Genomic DNA, 12,005 nt, shown 5'->3' on the forward strand with positions numbered 1-12,005 from the left:
CCCGTTCGCTTAGCGTGCCCGGACTACGTAGTTGGTGAGCATATTATTCGTGCGCAGCCACTCAATAACTTCCTGAGTCAGAAAGTCGAGATCCGCTCCACTCCCCGATGATGTTGCGTTAAAGAAATCCCTTACACATTTTGGAACGTCGTCATTCTCAAGAAACCGAATAGTGGCCAACTCATCAGAGTGCGCGTGAACCTCCCTCAGAACTTCAATAGTACTAGGGATGTTGCTACGGTATTGATTAAAACGCTGATACAAGTTTGCATAGCGCTCTAGAAGTTTCCGGTTTTCCGGCAGAGACTGCACGATAGTCTGCTTACGTTGTTCAGGAGGGACTCCAGCAAACAACTTGCTACTGAAGTAGACCTTCCAATCCTGTTTCTGTAAGGCCTCTGCCGAGGCGGTGAACTCGGTGAGCGTCGATACCAGTTTGCTCCAGCGTTGTTTTTCTACCAAAGTGGCAGCCTTCGGCGACTCGGCAAAGCGAGCACTGATCTGGTTGATCACTTGCTTTGCCTTGTCAACACCAGGAACCGGAGTAAGCAGCACGCTCATTTCCCGGAGCATGGCATTACGACGCGCTAAGGCTAAGATTCGATCTGCCAGCGCCTGTAGTTCACTTCGCTTGGCCCTCAAAGCCTCAGCTTCCTCAATGCCGCTGCTGGCAGCCTCAGCACGCATCAAACGCTCGCGAACACTCCGTGCATCCTTTAAGAGCATGCAGTTTCTCCCTCCACTACCAGTGAATCTATTTCATTCGCTAGGCTTTCAAATAAGCTTAGAATCTCACTGGTCTGCTCCTGCGGGTCCACACCCTGAAACTGCACTTCCAACCCTCTGGCGCGCTTATCTGAGGCCCGCACCACTTTTCGCGCCGCTTCAGCAAACCGCGACGCCACGATGAGTGGATGAATATCAAATCGCCCCATGCGACTGACTAACTGGTCATCGCTCTGCCCTTCGTCCCCTTCTACCGAATTAGCAAGCATAGAAAGTGCTTCTCGCAAAGCTCCGCTGCGGAACTCCTCGCACAAACTTTTGAAAGCCGGATGGCTAATACCAATCTCGTCCGAATTCCATACACCAGACGCCCTCAACTGCTCTGCGAGTGCCCTGAGTTCTTCTGCAACCTCTTGTTTATCGAAGTTTTCACCTAACTCTGCGACTAATCTGGTTCGGATATTACTTGCACCCTGCAATACTTTGCGTGCCTGGGCCTTTACACGCGCTTCGCTCATGATCGCCAATGCTTGCTTCAGTTCGACAGTGATCAAGTCGAGCGAATTCGGATTGATCATTTCGCCATCTGACAATAAGCTCTCGGATACCCTCACCATATCCATGGCATAGGGAATCTTACCAGTAGTGCCCTGGAAACTGCCGCAGTAGGATGCAACAAGTTGGATCAAGTCAGGGCGTATACGTAATGCCTGCTCCTGCAAGGCACGCCACTCACTAAATTCAGCAGATGCCGATTCGGGCGGGCGCTCGGAAATATTTTGAGATCCGAATAGAAATGCAGCAAGGCTGGCCGGTGTACGGTAACGTTCTATAAGGCCGAGAATTCGGCTATTTGTGGATAGCAATCGTACTGCCAAGCCGAGTTTCTGCCGCATGCTAGCGCGTACGAGCGCTAACGCCTGTGGCATCAATCGATCCGTAAGATTGCCGATCCAGACCAAATCATCATCGCTACCTACATAATTTACTTTGCCGCCATTTAGGTGAATTAAACGGACCACAGCTGCCAGTTCAGAGCGCAATTGCCCGGACGGGTCGGAATGATCATCTGCCACCTTGATTGGGTCAGAATCAAGGTTGCCCTCCCCACCAGCATTCGGAATTGATATCTGTTTGGGCTTGATTGGCGACTTGATAGTGCGCTCAGCCGACCAGTCAATTCGCTCAGTGATAGCTGACGCGATCGATTGTCGAATTTGATTAGCCACCGTCTGGTTAAGGCGCTCCCCATTCTGCACCCACCTCTCTAGGGCCTCGATCAAGGAGGCGTCATCGGGTCTGGGCGGTGAGTCAGTAGGTAACTGACTGGGCTTCTCTGTCGGAATCTGTTGAGGAATGGGTTTAGGGGTAAATTGGATGTTCGGCCGATCCAACTTAAAGGCATCAAATACCTCCTTCGGAATATGGCCAATATCCGCTGGTGTACGCGGAGCATTGCCCCAGATCGCCACAACGCGCCGGTACCGCTCTCGAATTTCTTCCGAGACTGGAAGCGAAGACAACCATTGTGAGACTTCCGCATTCGTCCCCGGCACCTCAATATCTGGCGACGGAAATTGGCCACGCTCAAAAGCGGGGCGACCAGGCAAAAGTACGCTACGTAGAACATTATCAATAATGAAGCGCGGCGTAAAAACCAGGTTATTATTTCTAGTTAGCGCGGACCGAGTTAATTGCTCGATAGCTTGCTCAGTATATGGAAACAGCGGAATCTCATCTTTCTTCCCGAAAGCAGCCAATACTGAGACATCGTTGGCATCATCAGTGGCGACATACGGATCGATCCATGCACCATGCCTGTCACTTACACCACCGTTCATTTCAAAGTGACGCACCAAATTTCGGTAGCCCCAGCGCGCAGCGTTTAAGTATGAGGCGACCAGTGCTTTGGATCGCCGGAAGACCTCTTCCGGACTGGATAAAAGACTTTCCACAATCCACTCACGTTTTGCACGTGTAGCGATCGTGTCTTGGCCGGCTAAGTAACCGTCAGTGACGGCTATAACTGAGCGCATCGTCGCGAGCTCCTTGACACCGCCCCGCACGCCCTCCTGGATTAGTACATTGAGCAGCGTGTCTTGAATGCCGGTCAGCGCCTTAAAGTCCTCCACAAAAATCACCAACTCACGCTCTTGTTGGAGCAGCAGACGGCGAATCTCAAGGATGACCTCTTGCAATGTCATACCACCTAGAGATTGGTGCAGGCTAAATAACTGGCTAATAGCTTGGTCGACAACCTTGCTCTCATTGAGTAGTCGTGCAGCATTGCGCCTACCCTCGCCTTCGCGCAACTGAAGGGTACGTACATAGTACGATTGAGTCTTTGACGCAGCCTTAGTGATATCGATTGAGTCCGGCAGAAGGAAGTCGTCAGCCTGAAAATCCTCAACTTGCCCTTCCTGATCGGCCTGACTTTGTCCAGCGATGGCGCGCTTGACGATTTTTGGGAATACATTGCTGCGAAAATGGTCGACTAACTCGGGATCCCCCATAAACTTAGGCAACTCACTTGCGTGTCCGACACGCTCCTTCAGCAGCATATTACTAGGATTAGCTTTAAGCTGAGTAAAAAGCTCTTTCGCCAATTCGCCCAGCGCAATATCTAGCTGCCCTTGAAATCTAACAACTGCAGCTTCAATATTAATTTCTTCTGTAAACGCCTTAGCAAACTCATCCTTAACTGATGCGTACGTTTCATCCGGCAATTCTGCCAGGATCAACTCAATCACTCTTCGCAGACTGGCGCTCTTTGGGATGCGAATGGTGACGTAGCGACCATATTCATTCGCGTTCTGTAGACGAGCAGCCAACATACGCACCATATGAGACTTACCAACTCCAGATGCACCAGTGATGGGTACCACATGAGATCCGGATGGCACGTCTTTTGTCATCAGGTACTTGAAGAGTTCATCCTCACTCGCCTCAAAAATCTTTCCTGAAGAAATTAGCCGATAACTTAGAGGCGAAGGTTGGTGTACCGCCAGCAGGACAGCATCATGCGCACCTTCCGCTTCGTGGTTGATGCAGAGATTAATCTCTTCATGGGTAGGCCAATAATCCAACAGACTCATGATATGTCCCTCAGTAGACGAACATGGGTAAAGCTTTCCCAGGCACGTCCACCTCGACCAACAAGTGTGAGTTTTGAACCAGCATCGGCCAATGTCACTAGGCTGATCACTCCCTGTAACTGTAAACGCCGCAAGGCAAATGACAGCGCAGTTGACAAGTGACCGGTTGCGGGTGCAACCCATGTTTCAGGCTTCAGCACCTTTTCTACCTCGAGACGATAATCACCAAAATCCAACACCGGTAGCCGTTCAGCCAGGCGCGAAACGAACTCAACTGCGAGCACCGTCTCGTCCTTTTGAATCACCTCTTTCAACTCTGCGCGCACTGCAACTGTTGGATCGCAGAAAAAACTGGAGTCGTCTCCAGTGGCAAAGCCAAGGAATCTCGCCCAAGACCGGAACCCTGTCCAACGCGTGTCGTTCAGAAAAATGAATCGCCCTACTTGCACCTGGGACTTGATCAGACTCTCGATTTCACCATGCGTACTTGGTAGCGCATAGATATCCTGAGCCAAGCACCAAGCCAAACCTCGGCAAAAATCGGCAGTGCGTCCAACTGCCTCTTCCGAGATACTGCCATCTGAGGGCCAGAGCGGTAGTGCATGCATATGCTGCAACGCAAGCCTGCGGCAAATCGTAGGCAGGCGTTCGGTAAACACATCAACAGACTCTCCGCGCGCCAGGTCGACGCCCATGCGAACTTGGTCATCGCTCTCGATGAATAGCCCCAGTGCAACCCAGCGAGCCAACGTAGCACGGGCCCGAGAGGCCAATCCCTTGACCTTCCCCTTATCAGAATCTTTTTCGGTTTCCATTTCGGAACTGGCATGCGGGACACAAATGCTGATCAACTCGTCGCGAGAAATAACTTTTTCTCGGGCGACTAGTCCGGCCAAAGTCAGCACTATCGGGTGTAGGCCATCATTTTCGCGATTGAGAATGCTCATTGACTTATCACTTGAGTGAGGTTGCCCAAATGCAAAGCATTCGGGCTTACATCGGCGAGACGACGTGTAGGGTTAACAGGATCCAACATACCAAATGGCAAGAGCACGATATGGAAAGGTCTTTGTAGCATCTGGATATCCCGGAGAGTTTCCGGGCGTGAGTCAGGCTCCAGCACTGTTAATCGTGCCAGAGGGGAGTAGGGTTCCAGATCGCACTCCTGAAGGGATCGCTGTAGCAACACCCGATCTCGCGTACGCTGGTATAGCCGCCCCCACTCAGGCTGACTCACTAAAGCAGTCAAGGGATGAGTTGCTAACTCGCGTACGCCGCACGACTGCACCAACCATCCTGCAAATTGCAGGATTGACTGTTGGATCTGTTGCCTAGACTGGCTTTCGTCATAGAAGACATAAGCAAAGGTGGGGTCCACCCAAGGAAATTTATCCAGCCAGGAGCTCATTGTTGATGGCAAAACGCGATTCACCGGCACTACCATGGGCTCGCTATAGTGCCTGCTGTTCTCAGTGCCGAAGCGATCTCTCGGACAGCCCCCGCAAACCTGCGAAACCTGGACCGGCCAGCGCGGCGACCGAATACGATACAACTGCGCAAGAGTGGCGCCCACCTCTTGGCCGATCTGCTGATCCAACCCACTGGACTGCGGCAGCAGTTGCCGCATCATTTGCAAGTTCCGCTCAGCCGCCACTAGCGTATTGTTGCGCGAGGCAGTGACCAAGCTTTCCCAAACCTCAGGAATCTGATGGCCGTCGTTGAGGATGCGCACGCGCACATTCGCCATGGCCGCTAGCATCGACGAAGCATCCTCGCCCGGGTCGGCGCCCTGCTCGTCACACTTGACCTCAAGGTCGAGGGCTATGAGGCCAGCACGCGCCATTAGGATGAGGGTGCGCATGTTCCAGTTAACGTTGTATTCGCTCCCCCCCGGCAACCCTTCGCGCACGGCGTCGATATTGATTTCCCACAACGCCTCATCACCGGTTGGTTGGCGCGACTGGTACATCGCCTTCCAACGACTGAAGCCGAGTTCATCGGAAATAATCCTGGGTCTTGCGAGTCGTTCGGGAAGAATCCAGTCGCTATCGTCGAATAAAAGCAAGCTAACCGAGGACTTGCCATCACGACCACCGCGACCCACCTCTTGATAATAACGGTCCAGGGTCTCCGGAATCGTCGCATGGATTACCGTGCGCACATCACTTTTATCGAGGCCGACACCAAAAGCAGAGGTCGCGACGATACCGTCGAGGCGATTTGCAGACCACTCCTCAATGATGCGCTTCCGCTCGCGGTCAGGCGTTCCGCCGTCGAATGTAGCAATGCGGTGCAGGCCACCACTGCAACGAAGCGTGGTGTTCCACTGCGCGACTTCCTCACGTTTCGTAACGTAAAGAATAAATGGCCGCGGCGCATAGCGCAGCGATTCCAGTACGCGGTTTTGTTTTTCCTGCGGCGAAGAAGCCTTATAGAACCAATACTGCGGCTCTGGGCGAAGATGCACCGCCGATACCATTTGCACCCGCTCAGATGGGCCGAATAGGCTCGCCAAAGTGTCCACTGTTTCCTCCGTGAAAGTGGCACTCATTAGCAAGGTACGAAAACCACGCGGCGACAACCGAAGCAGGCTGTGGCGCAGCCCTGCCAAGGCCTGAAAGGACGGGCGGAACTCGTCGCCCCACTGGGTGACGAGGTGGGCTTCATCAATCACGAAATAGCGCAGCATGCCTGCTGTAGCAGCATCCGAAACGGCACGTAGCAAGGAGGTAGTGAGCGCCTCTGGTGAGGTGAAAAGAATGCGCTGCGTACCATTACGCAAGCGCTGCCTAATCGCGGCACGCTGTTCTTGCGATAAGCCACCGTGCCAGGCCAATGGCCAATCTGGTCGGGAAAGACCATTACTCTGGAATAGTTTTCCCATAGCACGAGCTTGATCGAGGGCAAGGGCGACTGTGGGCACGACGAAAATCGTCAGATGACCATCCTCTTTATTAACTAAGGCTGGTGCTTGCCCAACCAGACTTTTTCCAGAGCCCGTAGGCAAGTTGACTATCAGGGTATCGCCTTCGGGTATCAAGAAGGCCGCGCGGACCGCCTCTCGTTGTCCAGGGGAAGAATAGTTGGTGAAGCCCGTGGAATCACGAATGAAAGGGTCGGCCTCGCATTTCATATCCTGGCGCACTCTCACATCGGAAAATGCATCCGCGAAGACACCACGCTCCCCACTACCAAGCCACTCTGGATGCCACTCGCGAGCTGCCAGCAGATAGGCAGAGGACCCGGCCTCTGTCGCATCCATCCCATGGTTGGCCCAACTCGCTCGATCGGGCCACCCCTTACCGGCAGGCACACGCAGCCTCATACCTTTGCCCACGCCGTTGCTGGTTCGGAGCAAAAGTTGCCGTAACAAAGGCTGCAAGTCAGCATGCCATGCTGTATTACCGCGCTGGGCTTGCGCCGTATCCAGTACTTGGCAGATCCGGTCCAGCAGACTGTCATCTACCTTCTCCGGCCAAACATCAACAATCGGCCAGGCCGCGAGGACAGCCTGCAACTCATCGAAACCGAAACTCATGCGTCTTCCTGAACGTGGCGCTGGATGATTGATACAGGTTCGCTGGTCAGGAAAACCACGCCTGCAACGTCGACCTTCACCGAAGGTGACGTTATGCCGCGGTGAACCGCTTCGTTAAGCGCCTGCTCGAGTTTGAGTTGGCGAGCCTCAGCTTCCGCCTCCCTCCCCTGCAAAGACTGGATACGAGCCTGCAACTGGGCGTAACGAACTTCATCTTCGGCCAGTGCCCGATCCAGCGCGCTCCGCTGCCGCTCCTTCAATTCTGGCTTAGCCCTCATGATGGCCAGCGCACGGTCACGCATCCGTTCGCAGCGCTCCTTCCAATTAGTGAAAGTATCCGGCGCCATCCTACGAAAAGCACGGAAGTAAGGTGTCTCAAGATTCTTGTCGATATAGCCATTTCCGCCCCGCTTTGCGTACTCAGGCATCAAAAAGCGCTCAATAAAATCCTCCGACAGTTCATCTCCGTCCTCGTCCACCCAGACTTGCATCACCGTTGGACCAAACAAGGAATCTCCGCGTCTTGCCAGAACTGCTCTTGCTGCTTCGCTCGACTGTTTTTGGTTGGCAGTCAGAACTGCAACTGCTGCGTCCAGGCAAGATTCGATCACAAAGTCAAAACGGAAGCAGAGTCGAATTTCTGAAGACGGGAAATGGTCGAACACTTGCCGCCACATTGCATAACTGCGACCTCGGTCGTCCGCTTCAGAAAACGATTTGATGGCCTCAATGAACTCTGTACCGTAACGTAGCGGGCGAACCTTGCGCCTAACGGCAGTGGGACGGTGTACAACGTATGGATATGATTGCGGCCGAGTCGAACGACTGCCAGGTGCATCAAAGTCAATGGCACCTAAAAAGTCTCCGATGAACCCTGACGAAGAGATGAGGGTTGGCGGTTTTTTGTCACCATCCGGCGAGAAGTAATGAAATCGGAATGGTTCGTCTACAAGTTGGGTACCGGGACGAATCTGTTCGACTACCTTGCGGAACAGAAGGGTGTGCTCAATCCAATACATCATTGTGTCCCGTATGGTCCTCCAGTCCGAGTCGACTTCGAACAGTTCGTCCAACTCCGCTTCAGGCACAGGTGACAACTGATCCAGTGCGTCTTGCTGGTCAATCAGTTTGAGTTCGCGGGCAACTAGGCCAGTGGGGCCAGCCAATCGTTCACGAAGCGCGCCAAGTGCCTCTGCGCCGCCATGAATCATTGCCTCCTTCAAATCACCTAACTCTGCCTCAACCAAATACTGCAGGCTAGAAATAGACTGGTTGAAGATGCCCCATCCCTGATCGAGAATGCCAAACCATGCTGTTTGCATAGGAGCACATTCATTGAGCAGAACGTAGGACTGAATCGAACTGCCAGCGCCATAGCGGTCAACACGACCCATACGCTGCTCGATTCGATTGGGCTGTAGTGGGAGGTCAAAATGCACCAAGACCTTGTTCCCGCCCTGCAGGTTGATGCCCTCTTCAGCATTGTGGTCGCAGACGATGACTCGAATCGAGGAATCAGTTAGAAAATCTCGCCAACTAGCCTCAGTAGATTCATCAATATTAATATTGTGTCGGACCGTGTAGATTCCGTTGCTTTTTAGGTAAGCAAAGACCTTATCTGTTACGGTTTCATTGCTGCAGAAAACCACCACCTTAGTCGACTCCGGCAGCAATCGTATCCCCCTATACAATTGATCGAGTCGTGTCGCCATCCACTCATCGTTGTCAATCGCACAAATGACCGCCTCGAGAAACTCCTCCTCTCCAATAAAAGACGAGATCGAATCGCTCCCGATACCACGTTGGCGTTCCAAACAAAGCTGACGAAGGCCAATTAGATCCTCAAAAAGAGCGCAAACCGCGCTCCAGTAGAATGCTCCCAACTCCTGTGCGGCAACGTTACCTTCTTGATAGATCGACAATGAGGCACTAACACGCCAGTCCTCTAGAACTGATTCGAGCCGCGCCATGGCAGAATCTCCAACCTTCCAGACTTGTACTCCTTTGCGTTCGGGAGTTAGCCCTCCAACTTGGCTACGTCGATTGCGCAGAATGCGACGATTAAGACGATAAGTCTCGGAGATATGAGCTCTCAGTTGCCGTACAGATGCGCAAAATTCCGGATCATCCTCATCTGGCAACTCTAGTAATTTCTCCTTGAGTGCCCCTGCTAATTGCACCAAGCGCGAGTCATTCGGAATTCTCTCGCTCAAATCTTCAAGCACACTATCCATGAAAAATGAATTACTTGGATCTAAGGCAGCAACCGCTTCAGCGAGAGCCTGCCGATTGACGATTTTGGCATGAAAACTCTCTAGGTCATCTAGCGGGTAAACCACCGGATCCAAGAGATGCAACATACGGAGGAAGCCAGGCTCGTTGCGCAAAATGGGAGTCGCCGATAGAAGTAGCAAACGATCGATATGCTGCGCCACGTCGCTAATTACACGGTATAAGTCTTGCGTAGCTTCGCCGGCAAGAGGATCGGCCAAGTGATGCGCTTCGTCGATGACAAGCATAGATAGGTTGGGCAGCACCTCGCGCAATTGCTCGTTATCTTCCTGCGCCAATACCAACACTGATTCGCCGATGAATTCACTAAGCCCAAAGCGAACGATCAACTCATTCTGCCATTGGGTAACCAGCGCAGGCGGGACCAGCACGAGTACTCGATGGTTACGTAAATCGTCGAGCACAGCTTGACGGATGATGACGCCTGCCTCGATGGTCTTTCCGAGGCCAACCTCGTCCGCAAGCAAATAGCGCTGGGAGTGATCGGTCAGAACACGTCGAATAACATCGACTTGGTGCGACTCCAACTCAATGGAAGACGAAAGCAGGGCAGAAATGCCAAACGCACTCCCTCGCTGCTCAAGATAATTCCTTAAGAACCCTGAACGTGCCTCGGCGAAAAGTGGTGTTTCGGTAACGAAGTTGCTTAGGAAGTCGACTGGATCCTGAATCGGATGCTTCCATCGGACGAACACCTGGTCGTAGTCGAGATAGACATCAACCTTGTCAGCTAGTCGGACCTCGACGCCCTCCCCATCATCCTCGCGCACCCGCCCGATGCGCCACTGATCGCTCAGTTCGTCGTAAGTGAAGACTCGGGTGTTACGTCCCAATCGCTTGGGCATGACTGAAGAAAACGGGACCTCCGTACGGCGCCGGCCATCGCTCGCTGGGTAATCGAAATATTCAACCAAGGCGCGCGTGCCCTCACGGTGCACAAGCTTGCACAGGCCATCTCTTTCGGAATCCTTCACTAAACAGAACATGATGCCTCTTGCGTCTGTAAACCAGAGCGGGAGAAGTAGCTTTGGCACTTCCCTAGCTGCCGATGTTTCCCTGACAGTCGCCTATGAGTTGCTGCTCTGCAATCGGAGCGGATATTCAACAAGCCCCATGCCACTCACGGGACAGTGCAGGATCAAATCTTATCCACTGATCAACCTAAAAAAGCTGCAGGCGATGTTTTTCTGCCAGTATGGTTGGAACCTATCCTGATCGTCTACCTCGACCACTCCCCCCCCAACTACGCCACAGTAGGTTGCCATCCTAAAACCCCCGGGCTAGAGTGCTCCCGTCGTGGTCAATCCCACGACCGGGCGTGAGAACCCAGACGTTGTCCAAGGCGCGGTAGCGCCATAGTGCAAAGCCAATGGTTATCCGTTGTGCTACTGCATATCTATGGCGGGCCGTGTGAGGCAGGCTTTTGCCTGGCCGGTTCCCTTGGACGCCGGTTTCTCACCCTTGCACGGTCCGCCTCCTATGCTCGTGAGAAGGCTGGTAGGCGGCTCCTTAACCCGTCCAAGGAGCATAAGGAAAATGCGCTACCCCTTTTTTACCCGAGAGCTCCGCCTTGGGCTTCAGGTCTTGCTGTCCACCTCTGAGCAGGAGGTGCGCCATGGCTGAGTTCGAATCCTGCGTTGTACCTTTTCCGCTGCAGCGAAGCCCGCTGCATGAATCCGAACGCTCTCCCCTACCCTCTGAAGCGGCCGCTGAACTGCGCGGCGTCATGCTCGGCAATCTGCTCGATCAACTGGCTGAACCTGACGGCTTACAGCCGACAGACTTGCGCGTGCGGATCGCGGCTTATTCAGCTCTGGCTCTGCTCGATGAAATGGTCGTGCTCTATCGCCGCGCCCTCTCCGAAGTGCGAGGAGGTGCCAGATGAGCAAGGGTGTGATGACCTGCCTTCCACCTAACGACGGCCATCCTGGTATAGAGATCACCTGGGCTACCGACTGCAGAGAGGCATTCGACCAGGGCGTGAAACTGGCACAGACCTGGCTCGATAATGCTCGCAGCGGATGGCTCTGGGCAGTGATGATCGCGGAGCGCGATCTGCTGCCCTGCGCTATTGAGAGGCGAGCTTTTGAAGTGGGTTTCCTGAGCCGTATCCACCAGCGCATGTACTCGCATCTTCGCTGCGGTGAGCAGGCCGAGATCTATACCGCGGGTGATTGCTTTGGCCACAGAAAGACCCTGACGCTCACAGGAGCGAGCTGTCAGGGCTGACCTGAGCCATGGCAAATGCCAAGAAGTGGTCTGTTAAAACAGACCAGGAAGGAAGGTTCTGAGCTAACGGAGTGCAGGGTCAGCGTACTGACTATTTGCACTTCGTTAGCCCAGAGACCGGAGAA

General features: G+C 53.4%; 7 protein-coding genes. 2 read left to right on the forward strand and 5 right to left on the reverse strand.

All coding sequences use genetic code 11. From position 1 onward, the window contains the following. Positions 1-9 precede the first annotated feature (9 nt). The 5 genes from dpdI to dpdE are packed head-to-tail and all read right to left on the reverse strand — an operon-like array spanning position 10 to position 10,637. Entirely contained in the window at positions 10-726 is a 717-nt protein-coding gene (gene dpdI, locus KVO92_RS03955; RefSeq protein WP_217474373.1) for a protein DpdI, read from the reverse strand. Continuing rightward, positions 717-3,821, reverse strand: coding sequence for a protein DpdH (gene dpdH, locus KVO92_RS03960; RefSeq protein WP_217474374.1), 3,105 nt, complete (start codon positions 3,819-3,821; stop codon positions 717-719). The genes dpdI and dpdH overlap by 10 nt, the downstream gene beginning before the upstream one ends. After that, positions 3,818-4,768 carry a protein DpdG gene (dpdG, locus tag KVO92_RS03965; protein WP_217474375.1) on the reverse strand — a complete coding sequence of 317 codons (951 nt, stop codon included), beginning with the start codon at positions 4,766-4,768 and terminating at the stop codon, positions 3,818-3,820. Before dpdG ends, dpdH begins: the two co-directional genes overlap by 4 nt. Next, positions 4,765-7,359: a protein DpdF gene (gene dpdF / locus KVO92_RS03970; protein WP_217474376.1), complete on the reverse strand. Its 2,595-nt coding sequence runs from the start codon at positions 7,357-7,359 to the stop codon at positions 4,765-4,767. The genes dpdG and dpdF overlap by 4 nt, the downstream gene beginning before the upstream one ends. Next, a complete protein-coding gene (gene dpdE / locus KVO92_RS03975; protein WP_217474377.1) occupies positions 7,356-10,637 on the reverse strand; it encodes a protein DpdE in 3,282 nt (1,093 codons plus the stop codon). The genes dpdF and dpdE overlap by 4 nt, the downstream gene beginning before the upstream one ends. 629 nt (positions 10,638-11,266) lie before the next feature. On the opposite strand from dpdE, the gene KVO92_RS03980 reads away from it, so the two are divergent. Beyond that, the gene (locus tag KVO92_RS03980) at positions 11,267-11,536 is read left to right on the forward strand and encodes a hypothetical protein (protein WP_217474378.1); all 270 of its coding nucleotides are present in this window, start codon (positions 11,267-11,269) and stop codon (positions 11,534-11,536) included. Continuing rightward, positions 11,533-11,880: a LasR-specific antiactivator QslA gene (locus tag KVO92_RS03985; RefSeq protein WP_217474379.1), complete on the forward strand. Its 348-nt coding sequence runs from the start codon at positions 11,533-11,535 to the stop codon at positions 11,878-11,880. The genes KVO92_RS03980 and KVO92_RS03985 overlap by 4 nt, the downstream gene beginning before the upstream one ends. Positions 11,881-12,005: the final 125 nt, after the last annotated feature.

Origin of the sequence: Stutzerimonas stutzeri (assembly GCF_019090095.1) — a bacterium.
In the GTDB taxonomy this organism is placed as follows: domain Bacteria; phylum Pseudomonadota; class Gammaproteobacteria; order Pseudomonadales; family Pseudomonadaceae; genus Stutzerimonas; species Stutzerimonas stutzeri_AN.

Excerpts from the sequence above, each read along its gene's own strand:
- dpdE (WP_217474377.1), bottom strand. The coding sequence starts at position 10,637 with ATGTTCTGTTTAGTGAAGGATTCCGAAAGAGATGGCCTGTGCAAGCTT.
- dpdG (WP_217474375.1), bottom strand. The coding sequence starts at position 4,768 with ATGAGCATTCTCAATCGCGAAAATGATGGCCTACACCCGATAGTGCTG.
- dpdI (WP_217474373.1), bottom strand. The coding sequence starts at position 726 with ATGCTCTTAAAGGATGCACGGAGTGTTCGCGAGCGTTTGATGCGTGCT.
- dpdF (WP_217474376.1), bottom strand. The coding sequence starts at position 7,359 with ATGAGTTTCGGTTTCGATGAGTTGCAGGCTGTCCTCGCGGCCTGGCCG.
- dpdH (WP_217474374.1), bottom strand. The coding sequence starts at position 3,821 with ATGAGTCTGTTGGATTATTGGCCTACCCATGAAGAGATTAATCTCTGC.
- KVO92_RS03985 (WP_217474379.1), top strand. The coding sequence starts at position 11,533 with ATGAGCAAGGGTGTGATGACCTGCCTTCCACCTAACGACGGCCATCCT.
- KVO92_RS03980 (WP_217474378.1), top strand. The coding sequence starts at position 11,267 with ATGGCTGAGTTCGAATCCTGCGTTGTACCTTTTCCGCTGCAGCGAAGC.